The sequence below is a fragment of the Ilumatobacter coccineus YM16-304 genome, assembly GCF_000348785.1.
In the GTDB taxonomy this organism is placed as follows: Bacteria; Actinomycetota; Acidimicrobiia; order Acidimicrobiales; family Ilumatobacteraceae; genus Ilumatobacter_A; species Ilumatobacter_A coccineus.
Window position 1 is genome coordinate 3,291,022 of record NC_020520.1, and the last position, 17,516, is coordinate 3,308,537.

Sequence of the window (17,516 nt, forward strand, 5' to 3'; positions counted from 1 at the left end):
GATGTCGCTTCGGGTGATGACGTGGAATCTGTGGTGGCACTTCGGCCCATGGGAGCAGCGCCGGCCGCTGATCGTCGACGAGATCCGCTCGGTCGACCCCGACGTGTTGTGTCTGCAAGAGGTGTGGTCGGACGAAACCACCGACGATGCCGCTCGACTGGCCGAAGCGCTGGGCATGCACATGGTGCGCAGCGACCCGGTGTTCTGGAACGGTCAGTCGTTCGGCAATGCGATCCTGTCTCGCTGGCCGCTCACGCGCATCGCCGACGATCCGCTGCCGAACGTCGACGGCGAGCCGGGGCATCGCCGCGTGGTCGCCGCTCGCGTCGACACCCCGTTCGGCCCGTGGCCGTTCGCCGCGACCCACCTCGACTACCCGGCCGATGCATCGGCCACCCGCCAAGTGCAGATGCGATTCGTCATGGAGCAGGCGGCGACGTGGCGAGGTGAGCCGCTCGACGACTTCCCCGTGGTGATCGGTGCCGACATGAACGCCGTCCCCGACAGCGACGAGATCCGGATGGCGACCGGGCTGCGCCCCGGTGTCGACGGCATCGCGTTCGGCGACGCCTGGGAGCAGGCCGGCGACGGCTCGACCGGGGCCACCTGGCTCCGCGACAACCCCTACAGCCGCGACTCGGCGTGGCCGAACCGGCGCCTCGACTACCTCCTCGTGTCGTGGCCGCGACCCAAGCCGACCGGCAACCCGATCCGGTGCTGGACCGTCGGCTCCCGATCGGCCGACGACCCGCTCTGGCCGAGCGACCACCTCGCCGTCGTCGCCGACCTCGTCACCCCCTGAATTCCGCTTGTTTCCCTCGGTCCCGGTCGAAAAGAAACATCCGCTTGTTTCCCTCGGACCAGGTCGAAAAGAAACAAGCCAAACCGGGCAAGCCTGTCACGGCAGCGAGTCGGTGGCGACGATCACGCGGGTGATGGCGTCGAGCCAGTCGGGGCGGTACATGGCACCGGTCAGCGAGGTCCAGTCGCCCCCGACCGCCGCAACATCGCCGGTGTCGGTGATCGTCAGTGCCTGCGTACCTGTTCCGGCCAGATCGATGGGTTCGCCGGTGGTGCCGTCTTGGCGAACGTGGATCAGTTCGTCCGACCCGTCGTCGAAGGCGATGAACGCGCCGCGTTCGTCGGCGGTGATGGCGGGAGCGCTCGACCCGGCCGACGCCACCTGCACGGTCCAGTCCATCGCCGGTGATCGGGTCGGATCGGTGATCGACGGGATCGAGAACGACCCGACCCAGCCGTTCGCGCTGGCGACGTAGAGCCGATCGCCACCGACGGCGAGGGAGCCCGCCTCGTTCGTGAGATCGAGTTGTTCATCGACATCGAGGCACCACACTCCGTCGGCGAAATCGAGGGTGTGCACGAACGCGAACGGGTGTGGTGCGTCGGGAGCACCCGAGCCGATGTAGAGCGTGAACAGCAACCCGTGGTCGTCGGCAACGACGTGCGAGCGGGAGTAGCCGGGCATCTGCTGGTCGAGCGTCACCGACTTGTCGCGCAGGTTGAGCGGCGGCGAGATGTCGCCGGTCTCGGTCGAGAGCACCCGTACTTGGTAGTAGGTGGGCTGGTCGGCCGGGAGATACTCGAGCAGGAACACCTGCGCCGGAATCCCCTCCGGCGTGAGCCGCTGACTGAACGCTTCTGCCATGAAGTTTCCGTCGAGGCTGGTCTTGTACATCAGGCCCGACGTGCGGGAAGCGATGAGCAGATTGGTGCCGTCTCGGGCGCCGGCGATCGCTCCGTCGACCGGATCGTCGGCGAGGGAGTTGAGTGCGACGAGTTCGCCGTCGAGCGAGGTCGCCGTGGCTTCGGTGATGACCCCGTCGATGGTGAGATCCCCGATCGGCTCGCCGTCCGGGAGTGACGCCCACGCGACCTTGGTGTGCGACAGCGTCCGAACGGTGTCGGGCGGCAAGGTCAGCACCGCCGTCGTCTCGTCGGGCGCCACGAGCGCCGACCACTTGATCCACGCGTTCGACACCGTCCCGCCGCTGTCGACCACGGCGAGTTGGCCGTCGGTGTCGACCAGCGCCATCGCTGCACCGTCCCGCACCGCATCGTCGCCGACGGCGGTCTTGGTCTCGGTGTCCACCGGCCCTGCCGATGACGGTTGCTCGATCGGCGGCAGCGTGTCGCCGGTCGCCAGCACCTGACGGGCCGCCTCCCCGGTAGCCGGGTCGTCGGTGGCGTTGGCCGTGCACCCGGCGGCAGCCACCAGAGCGATCAGCGTGAAGATGGATGGAGTGCGTCTCACACCCCGTCCGACACCGCCGGTCAGTCGTCGGTTCCCAACATGACTGCGTACGCGAGTGCCTCGTCCAGCGAGTCGAAGCCTTCGAGCCGATCGATCCGTTGCCCGTCTTGCCAGACCAGCGTGTTTCCGGCGACCCGTACGAACTCGATGATGCCGTCGGGCGACCGGTAGGCGAGTTCGTGCGGTGCACCGCTGATCCAGAGTCCGGGCGCACCGTCGACGTCGACCTCGATGATCTCGGTGTCGGGGCCGAGCGTCTTCACCAGCACGTCGTCGGCGAGGGCTCCCTCGATCACCGACACCAGCACGATCTGGCCGTCGACCATCACCTCGCTGCTCTCGCCCGGACCCGGCAGTTCGACCGCGTCCGACGGCGCCTCGGCGGGTTCGCTCGCGGTCGGGACCGGGACGACGCTGCGCTCGATACGAACCCCGTCGAGCCCGAACCACCCGGCGATCACGTCGCGCGACGACGGCACCGCCATCGCTGCGATGGCGACGACGGGCAGCGTGGCCGCTGCGTATCGAAGCCACGGCGCAGTCCGACCACCCGTGTCGGTCTCGCCGACGTCGCCGTCCAGTCGGTCGAGCACTCGCTCCGAGAGGTGCGCTCCGCTCTCGACGTCGAGATGAGCGCCCAGGGCGACGAGTCGATCTTGAAGCGTCATCGAGCCGTCGTACGGCGCGGTGTCGTCACGAGTCATGGCCAGCTTCTTCCAGTTGGGTGCGCAGACGACCGAGCGCCCGCGACGTTCGCGACTTGACGGTGCCGGGCGCGATGCCCAGCACGGTCGCCGTCTCGGCTTCCGACAGTTCGGCAACGAATCGACAGCCGAGCACCTCTCGATCCGTCGCTCGGAGTCGTCCGAGCGCGGCAGCGAGTTCTTCGTGCTCCGCTCGTTCGTCGACGGCCAGGTCGGCGCCGGGGGCGACGCGCAACCCATCGGCCCTGGCGTGGCGGTCGTCGCGGGTGCGTCGCCGCAGCCGCCCGCGTACGTGGTTCTTCGCCTCGTTGGCCACGATCCGCAACATCCACGACCGCACCGAGCCCGACGCTCGATGGCTCGCGACGTTTCTGTATGCCTTCACGAAGCCCTCCTGAGCGATGTCGAGCGCATCGGTCGTCGACCCGCTCACCACGGCCGCGACCCGAACCGCCGCCCGTTCGTGGCGGCGAACCAGTTCCCCGAACGACTCGGTGTCGCCCGCTCGGGCGCGCGCGACGAGCGTCTCGTCGTCGCACACTCGCAGGTCAGTCGATTCGTTCAAGTTCACTCACTCCGACACCGCCGCGCCCCCGTCGGTTCCCTCCCGCAACCTAGAACCCCCGCTTGTTTCCCCCGGTCCCGGTCCGAAGGAAACAAGCGCTTGTTTCCCTCGGTCCCGGTCGAAAAGAAACAAGCGGCGCGGTCAGGTGGTGCGGCGGGCTCGCAGGACGATGTCGTCGACGTGGTGGGATGCGGCTGCGTGTCCCGGCGGACGGGGGCGCTGCTCGTGCACCTCCACGTCCCAGCCGGACGACTCGACGACCACGGCGGCGACGTCGTCGACGCGCACGTAGGCATCGGGGTCGAACCCTCGACTGCGTTGCGTGGTGTCGATCGGGTGCCGCATCGGTTCGAGGTCGTGGCCGACGACGAGCAGCGTCCCACCGGGAGCGACTGCGGCGAGCATGTTCTCGATGCCGCGCCCGTCTCGGGTCCGTGGAATCGACGCGTAGTGCGCGGTCACCAGGTCGTAGCCGGCGACGTCGTACGGCGTGCGGGCGTTCGCATCGGCGTGGAGGCAGTCGATCGGCAGGTTGCGCTCGGCGGCGACTCCCGCGATCTGGTCGAGCCCGCGTTGTGACACGTCGCTGGCGGTCACCGTCCAACCCTGCTCGGCGAGCCAAACGGCATCGCCGCCCTCCCCCGCCCCGACGTCGAGCGCACGGCCCCGTGCAATGTCGGTCATCTCACGCACCAGCGTGCCGTTCGGGTTGCCGCTCCACATCGAGTCACCGCTGTAGCGGTGATCCCAGTCGGTCTCGTTGGCCGACGGCCGCAATGCTGCGTCGACGTCGTCGCTCGCGAGACTGAAGCTGATCATCGACCCGACCCTGCTTCCCTCGGCCGCCGCATGCAGCACCTGCTGGCTCGGGTCGGTGACGTTTCCGGCGGCGTACAGCCCCGGCACATCGGTCTCGCCGGTCGGTCCGACCTCGACGGCCGAACCGAGGCCCGACACGTGCTCGACCGACGCGAGACCGAGTGATTCAAAGGCGCCGATGTTCGGGCGGAACCGGCCCCCGACCGCGACCGCATCGGCGACGAGTCGCTCACCAGCATCGAACTCGACCGCGGCGACCCGCCCGTCAGCGCCGGCGACGACTCGGCGCACCGATCCGTCGACGATGTCCACCCCGGCATTTCGCAGTGTGTCGAGTTCGGGGACGCTCGCGTCGACTCCCTCGTGGAGCACGAGCGTCAGCTGATCGGTGAGTTGCCGGAACAGCGGGGCCGTGTGAAGACCCATGGGATGCGTGACGATCTGGACGATGCGCTGGTCACGGACCTCGTAGCCGTGGCAGAACGGGCAATGGATCACGCTGTCACCCCAGTGCTCGGCGAGTCCATCGATGTCGGGGAGGACGTCGGTCAACCCGGTTGCCGCGAGCACTCGTCGGGCGATCACGGCATGACCGCCGACGAGTTCGACGCGGAACCGACCGTCGTCGAGTCGGGTGATGTCGACGGCTCGACCGTCGAGCACTTCGCCGCCGTAGCTGCGCACCTCCTCTCGTCCGATCGTGGTGTAGCCGGATGGGTCGATGCCTTCGTGGCCGAGGTAGCCGTGCATGTGGGCTGCGGGCGCGTTGCGCGGCTCGCCGGCATCGATCACGATGACCGATCGCCGCTGGCGTCCGAGCTGCAGCGCGGCGGCGAGCCCGGCTGCCGACCCTCCGATGACGGCGACGTCGCAGTGCCGCTCGACGGTGCGTGGAACATGTTCACTCATGACGACGACGCTAGAGTCGATTCCCCATACTGCATAGCGTCTTGCAGTATTCGCAAGACCGACGATCGGAGCGCACGGTGACCGACACGAACGACATCGACACGGTGGTCAGAACCCGACTGCGCAGCCTGCGCAACACGCTCGGGCTCTCGCTCGACGAGCTCGCCGACCAGACCAACTTGAGCGCGTCGACGATCAGCCGCGTCGAGACCGGCAAACGAACGATCAGCCTCGATGTCCTGGTCCCGCTCGCCCGAGCATTGCAAGTCGACCTCGACTCTCTCCTCGACGTGAAGAACGACGACGACGTCGTGATCCGACCGGTCGCGAGCGAACCGTGCGACGGCCGAACCACCTGGATGCTGAGCCGCCCGACCGGCAATACGATCGCGATGAAGATGCGCCTGGAGCCGACGAAGCAGGCGCCCGAACAGCAGGTTCACCCTGGCCACGACTGGTTCGTCGTCACCGAGGGGCGCGTCCGCCTGCTGCTCGGCGACCGGGATCTGATCGTCGAGACCGGCGAAGCAGCCGAGTTCGCCACGATGACGCCGCACGCCGTTGCCGCCATCGACGAGCCGGCCGAACTCGTCATGGTCTTCGACCGTGACGGCCAGCGCGCCCACGTCCACCACGACTGAACCGAAGCCACCTTCCACTCTCCACATGTGAGTGGCACCGCGAGCATTCGGTCAGCGACCGGCGAGTTGCCGTCGTCACCGAAGACCATCGTTCACGGCGCTCGTCGACGACCACCTAGGTTTGACACGAATCGGCCGGTCCCGTCCCCCACGAATCGATGTTGCTGCTTCGTCGAGTTCGGAGCGATCGGTCAGTGGCCCGGCCGGGTCGTATGAATCGCATGAATGGTGTGGAGGCAACATGTCAGTCGACGCAGATCTGGTGGAGCACTACGGCGGCGGCGAACTCCTCGCGTCGATCGAAGCGGGGCTCGAGGCAATGGGGCTCACTCCGACCACCGCCGGCGTCGAGGTCCTCGGGCCCGTCGACGAGTTCCACGTCGGTGGCCGAGCTGCGACGACCGATCTGTGCAACCGGCTCGGCGTCGACGCCGACATGACACTCGTCGACATCGGCAGCGGCATCGGAGGAACCGCACGCTTCCTCGCATCGACATTCGGCTGCAGCGTCACCGGCGTCGATCTCGCCCCGAACTATGTCGCAGTCGCTCGCGAGCTCACCGAGTGGACTGGACTGAGCAACCGCGTCCGGTTCGAGGTCGGAAGCGCGCTCGAGATGCCATTCGACGCCGACAGCTTCGACGGCGCCGTTCAGCTCCACGTCGGCATGAACATCGAGGACAAGCAGCGGTTGTGTGACGAGGTCTTCCGCATCCTCCGTCCCGGTGGTCGCTTCGGGTTGTACGACATCATGCGAACGTCCAACGGCCCGCTGACCTTCCCCGTCCCGTGGGCGACCGACGAGTCGATGAGCTTCGTCGACGAGTTGCCCACCTATCGGGGCGCGCTCGAAGCCGCCGGCTTCGAGGTGGAGCACGTCCTCGATCGCGGTGAGTTCGCGATCGACTTCTTCGCGTCGATGCGGAAGAAGACCGCGGAAAGCGGCGGCCCGCCGCCGCTCGGTCTGCACCTCATTCTCGGCCCGGACGCGCCGCTGAAGATCGCGAACATGGTCGAGGCGATCACCGCTGGAACCATCGCCCCCGTCGAGATCATCTGCCGCAAACCGCTCGACTGACAGACGACCTCGGGTCGGCACAGCCCGCCGAACAGCGAGCACGCTGCTGCCTTGGGTACTGTCAGTCGATCCTCACGGCGCACGACCCGAACTTCACCTTCCATCACCACGACGTCTTCAATGCCGGGCTCAACCCCGACGGCGTCGGGAACGTGCCGCCGCTGCCCACTCGACGACGGCGAGACCATCCGCAAACCCCCGCCGCTGCTTCCGCGCACCTGACGACGCCCGTTGTTTCCCTCGGACCGGGTCCAGAGGAAACAAGCGGCGGCGCGCTACTTGAGCCCGCCGCCGGGGGTGACGTCGCCGTCGCCTTGGAGCGCTGCTCTGAGACTCGGCGTCGCTTGGAGGGCGACGATGTCGGCTGGCATCTCGATGCCCGCGACGTCGAGCGCCTCCTTCACCGTCTTGATCGCTTCGTCACGCACGATCATCACGTCGTGCTGACGGGGCCCGCACCAGAAGCGAGCGGAGATGTTCACGGTCGACACACCGAGCTCGGTCACGAGCGCTTCGGGGCTGCGAGTCGATGACACTCCCTCGACGGATTCGAGCGCAGTGACGATCACGTCGGACGCCTCTCGGGCGTCGTTCTCGTAGGCGACACCGACCGTGAAGTCGACCCGCCGGTCGTCGAAGTGCGTCTGCACTCTGATGACGTTCTTGTAGACGTCGCGATTCGGGATCACGATCAGCTCACCCGCAAACGACGTGATACGTGTCTCGCGAATCGTGATCGCTTCGACGGTCCCCGTCTCGTCGAGTACTTCGATCTGATCGCCCGCCTCGAACGGTTGACGGAACAGGAGCAGCACCCCCGACAGCGTGTTCTCGAGGATGTCTTGGAACGCGAAGCCGACCGCCACCGAGAAGAACCCGAGGCCAGCGAGCAGGTCGACCGGTTTGACCGACGGGAAGGCCACCACGAGCGCAGCGAGCACGCAGAGGAAGAGGAACAGGTAGCCGCCGACCTTGCTCATCACCCGGGCGAAGCTCTCGGTCTGGCGGCTCGCGAACACACGCCGGAGAACGGCTCGCAGCAATCTCGACAGGCCGTAACCGACGATGACCACGACGATCGCCACGCCGATGCGCGGCAGTGCATCGGCCACCGTGTCGACGATCGAGTTCGCCGACTCGGCCAACTCGTCGACCGGATCAGCACCTCGGGGCGCGCCGAGCGGAGCGAGGGAGGTCATCACGAGCAGCATCGGCAGGCTCCGTCACCGATGCAGAGGCAGTGCGGCCGTGGCCACCCGAGCAACGAATCCATTCGGTTCTCCTCATTCGGTGTTGGCGTGACGTCACCGATCGGCACGTCAGGCAGCGTCGTGCCCACCAGCGACAGTAGGACGATCCACGAGCCACCGCCCACCTGACCTCGCCCTTGTTTCTTTTCGTCCCGGTCCGAAGGAAACAAGCGCTTGTTTCCTTTCGTCCCGGTCCGAGGGAAACAAGCGGGCTAGCGGGAGAGCGAGACCGGGACGGGTTCGACGACGGCGTCGGCCGACGACTTCGCGTGGTAGCTCGACCGTGTGAGCGGGCTGGCCTCGACGTGACCGATGCCGAACGCTTCGCCGATCTGCTTCCAGCGTTCGAACTCTGCCGGTTCGGCGTAGCGAGCGATCGGCAGGTGATGCGACGTGGGCCGAAGGTACTGACCGATCGTGACGATGTCGACACCGAGGTCGGCGAGATCGGCGAGCAGCCCGACGATCTCGTCGTCGGTCTCACCCAGCCCGGCCATGAAGCCGGTCTTGGTCGTGAGGCCGGCGGCCTTGGCCCGTGCCAGCACGCCGAGGGAGCGGGCGTAGCCTGCCGACGGGCGAACCGCACGCTGCAGGCGCGCAACGGTCTCGACGTTGTGGTTCATCACGTCGGGACGTGATGCGAACAGCAGGTCGAGCGAGGAGTCGTCGCCCTTGGCATCGGAGATCAGCGTCTCGATGCGCGCTTGCGGTCGACGCAGACGGATCGCTTCGACACACGCAGCGACGTGCGCCATGCCGCCATCGGCGAGATCGTCGCGGGCCACCATGGTGAGCACCGCGTGGTCGAGGGCCATCCGGTCGATCGCCTCGGCGACTCGCTGCGGTTCGTCGGCAGCGGGCGCCAACGGCTTGCTCGTGTCGACGAGACAGAACCCGCACGCCCGCGTGCAGCGCTCGCCGAGCACCATGAACGTCGCCGTGCCATCCGACCAGCAGTCGGACAGGTTCGGGCAGCCGGCGTCTTCGCACACCGTGACGAGGTCGAGCGAGCGGATCGTCTTCTTGAGGTCCATGACCTCCGGGCCGAGTTCGACCTTGGGTCGCAGCCAGTCGGGCTTGCGCGTCTCGATCGACAATCCGTCGGTCACGCCTGCGGCTTCCATGCGTGCCGTGGCCCGAGACGACACCAGCTTGACCTGTTCGCCCGGGCCTTCGCCGCGGGAGAACGCCGACAGGTCGCGCCCGTCGGCAGCGTGGGCCCACGCGACGTCTTGACGCTCGACCGCTCCCCCACCCCAGCGCTCGGCAGCGAGACGTGAGATCACGTCGGCGACGTCGCGAACCGACACGGCGATGCCTTCTTCGGCGAGCGAGGTGACCGGCTTGTCGCCGATGCCGCACGGCACGATGTGCTCACGCATGTAGTTGAGGTCGGTCGTGACGTTGAGACCGAACCCGTGCATGGTGCGACCGCGACGGAGCCGAACTCCGATCGCACAGATCTTGCGCTCGGCCGGAGTGCCCGCATCGAGCCACACGCCTGCATAGCCCGCCAGTCGCCCGGCGTGGGGCAGCCCGAGCTCGGCGAGCGCATCGATGATGAGCCCTTCGACGCCGCACACGTGGTCGGACGCGCCCATCGAGTTCTCGACGTTGAGGATCGGGTAACCGACCAACTGACCGGGACCGTGATACGTGATGTCGCCACCGCGCTTGACCGGCACCAGCTCGGCGCCGACCGCGGCAGGCTCACACTTCAGGTTGGTTGCGAGGTCGGCCGTGCGCCCATACGTGAACACATGCGGATGCTCGAGCAGCAGCAAGTGCTGCCCCGTGCCGTGGGCGAACAACGATTCTTGAACCGCCAGCGCCTCGCGATACGGAACCGTGCCGAGCCAGCGGACGCGCAACGGATCAGACATGAGCGACCATGAGCAACGAACTCAGAGTTCGGAGCTCCAGTCCTTCGTCTCGAGCAGCTCCTTGACCCGCTTCAGGAAGCCGGCGGCGTAGGCGCCGTCGAAGGCACGGTGATCCCAGCTCATCGCCAGGTTGCCGACCGGGTGGATGGCGATCGCTTCGCCGCCGTCGGCGCCCTGGACGACCACCGGCTTGCGCACGATGGCGTCGGTCGAGATGATGCCGACCTGCGGCTGGTTGATGATCGGCATCGTGAGCACCGAACCGGCCGAGCCGTTGTTCGAGATGGTGAACGTGCCACCCGAGATCTCGTCGGGGGCGAGCTTGCGGTTGCGAGCGCGATCGGCCAGGTCGTAGATCTCGCTGGCGATGGCACCGAGGCGCTTGGTCTCGGCGTCACGGATGACGGGAGCGAGGAGACCCTCGTAGTCGAGGTCGACGGCGATGCCGAGATCGATGTAGTCGTGGATGACGAGCTGGTCGCCCGACACGCTGGCGTTGAGGTGCGGGAACTCACCGAGCGCATCGATGATCGCCCGGGAGATGAACGGCAGGTACGTGAGGCTGAAGCCGTTGGCTGCCTTCCATTCGCCCTTCTTCGCGTTGCGGACCACGTCGACGTTGGCGTAGTCGACTTCGACGACGCTGAAGGCGTGCGGGCTCGTCGCCTTGCTCATGATCATGTGATCACCGGTGAGCTGGCGGATCTTCGAGAGCTTGACGGCGCTGTCGCGCTCACCAGGGGCAACCGACGGGGCCGGAGCGGGAGCCGGTGCAGCCGCGGCGGGAGCCGGGGCCGGAGCGGGTGCAGGCGCCGGAGCGGCCGCTGCGGGAGCGGCGGGTGCGGCCTTGGCGCCGGTCGCGTCGATGTGGTCGAGCACGTCGTCACGCGTGATGCGGCCACCCGGGCCGGTGCCGGTGATGGCGTCGGTGTCGAGGTTGTGCTCGTTCACGAGGCGGCGGACGACCGGTGAGAGCAGACGGCTGTCGCCGGAGGCTGCCGCCGGCTCAGCGGCCGGTGCGGGAGCAGGAGCGGGAGCGGGCTCCGGGGCGGGAGCGGGAGCAGGGGCGGCGGCAGGAGCCGGTGCGGGCTCGGGAGCGGGAGCCGGCTCGGGAGCAGGAGCCGGGGCCGGCTCGGCGGCGGGCGCCGCCGCGGGAGCGGCATCGGCGTCGCCGACGACGGCGATCACGGTGCCGACTTCGACGGTGTCACCCTCTTCGGCGCGGATCTCGGTGACCGTGCCCGAGACGGGCGAGGGCACTTCGGTGTCGACCTTGTCGGTCGACACTTCGAACAAGGGCTCGTCTTCGGCGACGGTGTCGCCGACGGCCTTGAACCACTGCGTGATGGTTCCTTCGGTGACGGTTTCGCCGAGCTGCGGGAGGGTGACGTCTGCCATGACTGGTTCCTTCTTGGATTCTTCGAGAGTGATGCGATTGGGCGAGCGGCTCAGCCGTTGAAGTTACGACCGGTGAGGGAGAGCACGGTTTCACCGAACAACTCACTCAAACTCGGGTGGGGTTGGATAAATTCCGCGACCTCGTCGACGGATGCTTCCCAGTTGACGGCCAGGTAGCCGCCGGAGAGCTGCTCGGTGACCCACGGGCCGACCATGTGCACGCCGAGGATCTGGCCGGCCGAACCATCGGCGTTCTTCTTGGCGATGATCTTGACGAGGCCTTCGGTCTCACCGACGATCATGGCGCGGCTGTTGAACTTGAACGGGTGCTTGGCCACCACGACGTCGTGACCGGCGTCTTTGGCCTGCTGCTCGTCGGGGCCGGCCCAGGCGACTTCGGGGTGGCAGTAGATCGCCCACGGCACCCGGTCGTACATGACCGGCATCGGGCTCTCGCCGAGGATGTGCTTGATGACCAGGATCGCCTCGGCGTAACCGACGTGCGCGAGCTGCGGGGTGTTGATGAGGTCGCCGACGGCGTAGACGCCCGGCTCCCCGGTCTGGCAGTACTCGTCGACCTCGACGAACCCGCGATCGCTGACCACGACCTGCGTCCCCTCGAGCCCGAGCTGGTCGGAGAAGGGGCGACGGCCGACCGACACGACCACGGCGTCGACCTCGACCGACTCACCGTCGCCGAACGACACCGTGGTGCCGCCCGAGTCGTTGGGGGTGTGGCCGTTGACCATCACGCCGGTCTTGATGTTGATCTTCTTCTTCTTGAACGAGCGCTCGACGACCTTGGCGACGTCTTTGTCGAGGCCCGGCAGGATCTTGGGGAGACCCTCCAAGATGGTCACTTCAGCACCGAGGTCGGCGAACGTCGAAGCGAACTCGCAGCCGATGGCGCCGCCGCCGATGACGGCGACTCGTGAAGGCACCTCGCTGAGGTCGAGCACCTCGTCGGAGGTCATGATCGGGCCACCGCGCTCGAAGTTGGGGATCAGTCGCGGCACGGAGCCGGCGGCCAGGATGACGGCGTCACCGGTGATGGTGGCGCTGCCACCGTCGTTCATGGCGACGTTGACGGTGCGTCCGGCACCGAGGGCGCCGACGCCGTTGAACACTTCGACCTTGCGGCCCTTGCACATGGAGGCGATACCGCCGACCAGCGTGGCGACGATGCCCTGCTTGCGCTCCTGGGTGCGTGCGAAGTTGACCGAGGCCTCGCCACCGCTCTCGATGCCGAAATCGGCAGCGTGATCGACGTGGCGCTTCACCGCTGCGGTCTCGAGGAAGGCCTTGGCGGGGATGCATCCACGGTTCAGACAGGTGCCACCCAGTGCATCCTTCTCGACGAGGGCCACGTTGAGCCCTGCCGAAGCTCCGTAGAGAGCGGCCGAGTATCCACCCGGGCCACCACCGATAACGACGACGTCAAAATGATCACTCACAATCGATCACGGTAGCGGCCGACAGCATGGTCACGCCCCGCCCGACGCAAGTGACCGGTCGGTAACCGGTACCGCCACCACCTGGTTGCATCACCCAGCCCGATCGCCCGACTCGCCATTCGTCCGACCGCCCTGCCGCCTGCCGACCCGCTCGACGCCCAGAGCGCACACCACCACAGCCAGTCGGCCCCCGCCGTTCCCGCACCCACCACACGTTCGTCAGCCTCACGACGCTGTGAGCACTGCGTTCGCAAGGCCACCGGGAAGCAACGCCTCCTGGTGCGTCCGCGGGCGGCGAATCACGACAGCGGCCCCGGTCCCGAGGCACATCGCCGACCGCTGCCGACCGCCGCTCGCCCGCTTGACAACCTGGGTTGCGGCCCCGACAACCCAGGTTGTCAACTCCACCAAGTCCAAGCCCACGCTCCCCTCCGGGCAAGCGAGCAGGCATCGCCACCAGGAGCAGTCGCGGCTCGCAGCTCCGGTTCAGGACGCGAGGTTCCAGTTGGCCTGTTCGTCGCCGCGACGCACGATGAGCGTGCGGTTGGTCGAGGCCACACCTTCGAGCCCGAAGTCGAGCGTGCACGTCTGGGCCTCGACCGTGATGGTCGTGCAGCGCCCCTCGGCCGGCAGCGACGTGGCCTCGAGCCGCCCGTCACCGGTCACCAGCCGGATGCTGTCGGTCGACGGGTCGTCGACGCCGGCAAGCGTGACCTCGACACTGAAGAAGTCGGAGCTCTCCGATGCGGACAGCACGGTGATCGACAGGTCACCGACCACGACCTCGTCGCCGACCTGCGACGGCTCGACCGCGTCCTGCTGGCCGGACAGCTGGAACAGCAGCACACCGCCGGCGAGCAGGATCGCCAGCGCGGTTCCGACCGAGAGCAACAACAGCGTTCGCGTCTTCATGCGCCGACGAGCCTAGAGCCGGTTCGACGAGGGCCGACCCGCCGCGACCGCACACGGTCCGGCCATCGATTCCCGACGCAGCACGCTCGGTCTGCCGGGAACCGAGCCGGGATCCGAGCCCCGAACCGGTCGCCGCGCAGCGCCGTGAACAACGTCGAAACGTGGAGCGTCCCGAGCGACCGCCCGATCGACCAGAGGTAGCGTCGCCGCCATGATCGCTCGTCCGACGACTCGCGTCGCAGCTGCCGTCGCCGGGCTCGCGCTCGTCGCCGCGTCGTGCGGCGGCGGCGACTCCGCCGACCCGGCCACCACCGACGCCACATCGACCGCCACCGCGCCGAGCACCGATGCGCCAGCCGGCGCCCCGGCCGATACGGCGGATCCCGCCACCGATGCTCCGGACGACACCGCCGCAGACGCCGCCACCGCAGACGCCGCCCCGGTCGACGACACGGCAACCGCCCCTGCCGCCGTTCCGGCGGCGCTCCAGTTCAGTGCTCCGCTGGTCGGTGGCGGCGAGATCGACGCAACGACCCTGGCCGGTACGCCCACGGCGTTCTGGTTCTGGGCACCCACTTGAAGCATCTGCAACCGTGAAGCTCCCTCGGTCGAGGAAGCAGCAAACAAGTTCGCCGGAACCGTCGACTTCGTCGGCGTCACCTGGACCGGCACCGACAGCTCGTACCAGGCGTTCATCGACGAACACGGACTGACCTTCCCGCAGATCCAAGACGACGACGCCGAGGTGTTCGCCCACTTCGACGTCGCCTTCCAACCGGCGCTGGTGATCGTCAAGGCCGACGGCAGCATCGAGACGGTCGCCGGAGCGGTCGACGAGACCCTGCTCGACCAGATCATCTCCGAATCGATCTGAGCGAGCTCGCTCGGCGAGTCGACCGAGCGATCGCCTGACCACCCGGTGGCGAGCCGGCCGGGACGTGGTGTGCGACACACTTCGAGCACGGTCTCCCACCCCTCCGCGAACGCACGTACTCTGAGTTCATGCGCATCGCCATCACCGGTTCATCTGGCCTCGTCGGAACGGCGCTCGGCAAGCGGTTGACCGACGACGGTCACGACGTGGTGCCCGTGGTCCGCCGCCAGCCTTCCGACAACGAGATCGGCTGGTCGGTCGAGGAGAACCGCATCGACGACGGGGCGTTCGACGGCATCGATGCCGTGGTCCACCTCGCCGGGGCGGGCATCGGCGACAAGCGATGGACCGACGACTACAAGCGCACGCTGCTCGAGAGTCGGACGATCGGCACCGCACTGGTGGCCGAAGCGATCAACAGCGCCGCCAACCCACCGTCGGTGCTCCTGTCGGGTTCGGCGATCGGCTACTACGGCTCCGACCCGAGCGCCACGTTCGACGAGACCAGCGCGAGCGGAAGCGGCTTCCTCGCCGACCTGTGCGGAGCGTGGGAGGCGGCCGCCGCTCCCGCTCAGATCGACGGCACCCGGGTCGTGTACCTGCGTACCGGCATCGTCCTGTCGGCCGACGGCGGCGCCCTCAAGAAGCAACTCCCCCTCTTCAAGTTCGGGCTCGGCGGCAAGATGGGCAACGGCGAACAGTGGCAGAGCTGGATCTCGATCGACGACGAGGTCGGGGCCATCGTCCACCTGTTGACCAGCGACGTGGTCGGCCCCGTCAACCTCACCGCGCCGAACCCGGTGACCAACGCCGAGTTCACCGACACCCTCGGCGCGGTGCTGAAGCGCCCCACGTTCCTGCCGATTCCGAAGTTCGGACCCAAGCTGCTGCTCGGCAGCGAACTCGCCGACAACCTCCTGTTCAGCGGCCAGAAGGTGATGCCGACCGTGCTGCAGAACGACGGCTACGAGTTCGTTCACCCCGACCTCGCCTCCGCGTTGCGCGCCCAACTGAGCACGTGAGCGACGACTCGGTCATCGTCGTCGGCGCCGGGCTGGCCGGGCTGACGTGCGCCACCTCGCTGCACGAGGCCGGCATCCCGGTCACCGTGCTCGAAGCGAGCGACGGAGTCGGCGGCCGAGTGCGCTCCGATCGGGTCGACGGATTCACCCTCGACCGAGGGTTCCAGGTGGCGCTCACCGCCTACCCCGAAATGCACCGCCAACTCGACATGGAGGCGCTCGACCTCCAGGCCTTCGATCCGGGTGCACTGGTCTGGCGCAACGGCAAGGGGTCGGTCGTCTCCGACCCGTTCCGCATGCCCCGAACGACGTTGTCGACCGCGCTCGCTCCGATCGGTTCACCGTTCGACAAGTTGCGCATCGCCAAGCTGCGCGCCGACCTTCGCAACATCCATCCCGCCCGCCTCGTCGGCGGCGGCAGCGATGGTGGCGGCGACGGTGGCCGGGACGACATCGCCACCGCCGATGCGCTCCGCGCCGCGGGGTTCTCCGACACGATCATCGAACGGTTCTTCACGCCGCTCGTCGGCGGCATCCAACTCGACCCCGACCTCCGCGACAGCCGCCGGATGTTCGACGTGATCTTCCGGATGCTCGCCGATGGCGACTCCGTCGTGCCCGCCGCCGGCATGCAGGCGATTCCCGACCAGTTGGCGGCCCGTCTCCCCGAGTCGTCGATCCGATTCGACTGTGAGGTCACTGCGGCGACAGCCACCGCTGTGACGACGTCGACGGGCGACGTGATCGCGGGCAGCGCTGTCGTCGTCGCCACCGAAGGTCCGGCTGCGTCCCGGCTCCTGGGACTCCCGAGCGTTGCATCGAAGGCCGCCGGCTGCGTCTACTTCGCCGCCGACGAACGACCGACCGATTCGAAGATGGTCGTGCTCGACGGCACCGGTGCCGGACCGGTGCTCAACGTCGCCGTGATGAGCAACGTCGCCCCGTCGTACGCACCGCCCGGTCAGCACCTGATCGCCGCCGCGCTGCCCGGCGTGTGCGACGGCGACCTCGCCGATCTCGCACGACACCAACTCCGCGACTGGTGGGGCCCGGAGGTCGACGCGTGGCGACACGTCGCCACGTATCGCATCCCTCACGGTCAGCCCGGGCAGACCCCGCCGTTCGCGCCGAAGCAATCAATCCGCCTCACCGACGGCCGATTCGTCTGCGGCGATCATCGAGACACCGGTTCGATCCAGGGCGCCATGTACTCCGGCCGCCGATGCGCCGCCGCCGTCGCGGCACGCCTCGGCTGACCCCTAGATTGGCCATCAGCCACCCATCACCCTCCGCCTTCGAAAGGCAGTGCCATGACCGATGTGATCGTCGAAGAAGCCCCCGACCGAGTCGAGCGGCGAAGCCTCGTCATCGCTGCACCGCCGAGCGCGATCTTCGACCTGCTCGCCGACCCGGCGAAGCACCACACGTTCGACGGATCCGGAACGGTGCGTGAGTGCACCGACGAGACGCCCGATCGGCTCTCGGATCGCCTGGCGGCACATGGGTGGGCACATCTGGCGGTACACCCTCGAACCCGTCGACGGCGGCACGAAGGTGACCGAGGAGTTCGACTGGCGCCCGTCGCGTGCGCCGTTCCTCCTGAAGCTGATGAAGACACCGAAGCAGAACGCCGCCTCGATCGAGAAGACGCTGAAGCGTCTCCGCGACGTCGTCAGCTGATTCGCTCCGCACACCGCCACGCGAACATCCAGGTCAACGCGGTCTCGGACCCCGA

General features: G+C 67.9%; 17 protein-coding genes. 8 read left to right on the plus strand and 9 right to left on the minus strand.

The features are described from left to right. Window position 1: 1 nt before the first annotated feature. The gene (locus YM304_RS14830; RefSeq protein ID WP_015442516.1) at window positions 2-802 is read left to right on the plus strand and encodes an endonuclease/exonuclease/phosphatase family protein; all 801 of its coding nucleotides are present in this window, start codon (window positions 2-4) and stop codon (window positions 800-802) included. Window positions 803-898: 96 nt separating this feature from the next. Here YM304_RS14830 and YM304_RS14835 read toward each other — a convergent pair whose 3' ends face one another. The 4 genes from YM304_RS14835 to YM304_RS14850 form a co-directional block, all read right to left on the minus strand. Next, window positions 899-2,272: a hypothetical protein gene (locus YM304_RS14835; RefSeq protein WP_015442517.1), complete on the minus strand. Its 1,374-nt coding sequence runs from the start codon at window positions 2,270-2,272 to the stop codon at window positions 899-901. Between the two features lie 20 nt (window positions 2,273-2,292). Then, a complete protein-coding gene (locus YM304_RS14840; RefSeq protein WP_015442518.1) occupies window positions 2,293-2,976 on the minus strand; it encodes a hypothetical protein in 684 nt (227 codons plus the stop codon). Further along, complete coding sequence (locus tag YM304_RS14845) at window positions 2,966-3,541, minus strand: RNA polymerase sigma factor (protein ID WP_041300088.1); 576 nt, start codon at window positions 3,539-3,541, stop codon at window positions 2,966-2,968. Before YM304_RS14845 ends, YM304_RS14840 begins: the two co-directional genes overlap by 11 nt. Window positions 3,542-3,682: 141 nt before the next feature. Then, window positions 3,683-5,269, minus strand: coding sequence for a bifunctional NAD(P)/FAD-dependent oxidoreductase/class I SAM-dependent methyltransferase (locus YM304_RS14850; protein WP_015442520.1), 1,587 nt, complete (start codon window positions 5,267-5,269; stop codon window positions 3,683-3,685). Between the two features lie 77 nt (window positions 5,270-5,346). Here YM304_RS14850 and YM304_RS14855 point away from each other — a divergent pair, with 77 nt between their 5' ends. Then, window positions 5,347-5,910 carry a helix-turn-helix domain-containing protein gene (locus tag YM304_RS14855; RefSeq protein WP_015442521.1) on the plus strand — a complete coding sequence of 188 codons (564 nt, stop codon included), beginning with the start codon at window positions 5,347-5,349 and terminating at the stop codon, window positions 5,908-5,910. A 241-nt stretch (window positions 5,911-6,151) separates the two neighbouring features. Further along, a complete protein-coding gene (locus tag YM304_RS14860; RefSeq protein ID WP_015442522.1) occupies window positions 6,152-6,988 on the plus strand; it encodes a class I SAM-dependent methyltransferase in 837 nt (278 codons plus the stop codon). Window positions 6,989-7,263: 275 nt separating this feature from the next. Here the strand turns inward: YM304_RS14860 and YM304_RS14865 are convergent, their stop codons facing one another. From YM304_RS14865 to YM304_RS14890, 5 genes are all read right to left on the minus strand, one after another. Then, window positions 7,264-8,187 carry a mechanosensitive ion channel family protein gene (locus YM304_RS14865; protein WP_015442523.1) on the minus strand — a complete coding sequence of 308 codons (924 nt, stop codon included), beginning with the start codon at window positions 8,185-8,187 and terminating at the stop codon, window positions 7,264-7,266. Window positions 8,188-8,450: 263 nt separating this feature from the next. Next, complete coding sequence (gene lipA / locus YM304_RS22720) at window positions 8,451-10,121, minus strand: lipoyl synthase (protein ID WP_015442525.1); 1,671 nt, start codon at window positions 10,119-10,121, stop codon at window positions 8,451-8,453. Window positions 10,122-10,142: 21 nt separating this feature from the next. Next, window positions 10,143-11,519, minus strand: coding sequence for a 2-oxoglutarate dehydrogenase, E2 component, dihydrolipoamide succinyltransferase (sucB, locus tag YM304_RS14875; RefSeq protein ID WP_015442526.1), 1,377 nt, complete (start codon window positions 11,517-11,519; stop codon window positions 10,143-10,145). A 50-nt stretch (window positions 11,520-11,569) separates the two neighbouring features. After that, on the minus strand, window positions 11,570-12,973 hold the full coding sequence (gene lpdA / locus YM304_RS14880) for a dihydrolipoyl dehydrogenase (protein WP_015442527.1): 1,404 nt from the start codon (window positions 12,971-12,973) through the stop codon (window positions 11,570-11,572). Between the two features lie 486 nt (window positions 12,974-13,459). Continuing rightward, window positions 13,460-13,885, minus strand: coding sequence for a hypothetical protein (locus YM304_RS14890; protein WP_015442528.1), 426 nt, complete (start codon window positions 13,883-13,885; stop codon window positions 13,460-13,462). Between the two features lie 211 nt (window positions 13,886-14,096). On the opposite strand from YM304_RS14890, the gene YM304_RS14895 reads away from it, so the two are divergent. The 5 genes from YM304_RS14895 to YM304_RS25425 all read left to right on the plus strand — a co-directional run bounded on the left by YM304_RS14895 (window position 14,097) and on the right by YM304_RS25425 (window position 17,461). Next, window positions 14,097-14,465, plus strand: coding sequence for a hypothetical protein (locus tag YM304_RS14895; protein WP_015442529.1), 369 nt, complete (start codon window positions 14,097-14,099; stop codon window positions 14,463-14,465). A 3-nt stretch (window positions 14,466-14,468) separates the two neighbouring features. Continuing rightward, window positions 14,469-14,759: a TlpA family protein disulfide reductase gene (locus YM304_RS24070; RefSeq protein ID WP_083908394.1), complete on the plus strand. Its 291-nt coding sequence runs from the start codon at window positions 14,469-14,471 to the stop codon at window positions 14,757-14,759. 128 nt (window positions 14,760-14,887) lie between these two features. Beyond that, on the plus strand, window positions 14,888-15,781 hold the full coding sequence (locus YM304_RS14905; protein WP_015442530.1) for a TIGR01777 family oxidoreductase: 894 nt from the start codon (window positions 14,888-14,890) through the stop codon (window positions 15,779-15,781). Then, the gene (locus YM304_RS14910) at window positions 15,778-17,037 is read left to right on the plus strand and encodes an NAD(P)/FAD-dependent oxidoreductase (RefSeq protein ID WP_015442531.1); all 1,260 of its coding nucleotides are present in this window, start codon (window positions 15,778-15,780) and stop codon (window positions 17,035-17,037) included. The genes YM304_RS14905 and YM304_RS14910 overlap by 4 nt, the downstream gene beginning before the upstream one ends. Before the next feature lie 244 nt (window positions 17,038-17,281). Beyond that, entirely contained in the window at window positions 17,282-17,461 is a 180-nt protein-coding gene (locus tag YM304_RS25425; protein WP_051071448.1) for an SRPBCC family protein, read from the plus strand. Window positions 17,462-17,516 lie beyond the last annotated feature (55 nt).

What these genes read in the sequence shown, in the direction of transcription:
- YM304_RS14890 (WP_015442528.1), bottom strand. Translation starts at nt 13,885, where the DNA reads ATGAAGACGCGAACGCTGTTGTTGCTCTCGGTCGGAACCGCGCTGGCG.
- YM304_RS14895 (WP_015442529.1), top strand. Translation starts at nt 14,097, where the DNA reads ATGATCGCTCGTCCGACGACTCGCGTCGCAGCTGCCGTCGCCGGGCTC.
- YM304_RS14850 (WP_015442520.1), bottom strand. Translation starts at nt 5,269, where the DNA reads ATGAGTGAACATGTTCCACGCACCGTCGAGCGGCACTGCGACGTCGCC.
- YM304_RS14865 (WP_015442523.1), bottom strand. Translation starts at nt 8,187, where the DNA reads ATGACCTCCCTCGCTCCGCTCGGCGCGCCCCGAGGTGCTGATCCGGTC.
- sucB (WP_015442526.1), bottom strand. Translation starts at nt 11,519, where the DNA reads ATGGCAGACGTCACCCTCCCGCAGCTCGGCGAAACCGTCACCGAAGGA.
- YM304_RS14830 (WP_015442516.1), top strand. Translation starts at nt 2, where the DNA reads ATGTCGCTTCGGGTGATGACGTGGAATCTGTGGTGGCACTTCGGCCCA.
- YM304_RS14860 (WP_015442522.1), top strand. Translation starts at nt 6,152, where the DNA reads ATGTCAGTCGACGCAGATCTGGTGGAGCACTACGGCGGCGGCGAACTC.
- YM304_RS25425 (WP_051071448.1), top strand. Translation starts at nt 17,282, where the DNA reads ATGGGTGGGCACATCTGGCGGTACACCCTCGAACCCGTCGACGGCGGC.
- YM304_RS14840 (WP_015442518.1), bottom strand. Translation starts at nt 2,976, where the DNA reads ATGACTCGTGACGACACCGCGCCGTACGACGGCTCGATGACGCTTCAA.
- YM304_RS14905 (WP_015442530.1), top strand. Translation starts at nt 14,888, where the DNA reads ATGCGCATCGCCATCACCGGTTCATCTGGCCTCGTCGGAACGGCGCTC.
- lipA (WP_015442525.1), bottom strand. Translation starts at nt 10,121, where the DNA reads ATGTCTGATCCGTTGCGCGTCCGCTGGCTCGGCACGGTTCCGTATCGC.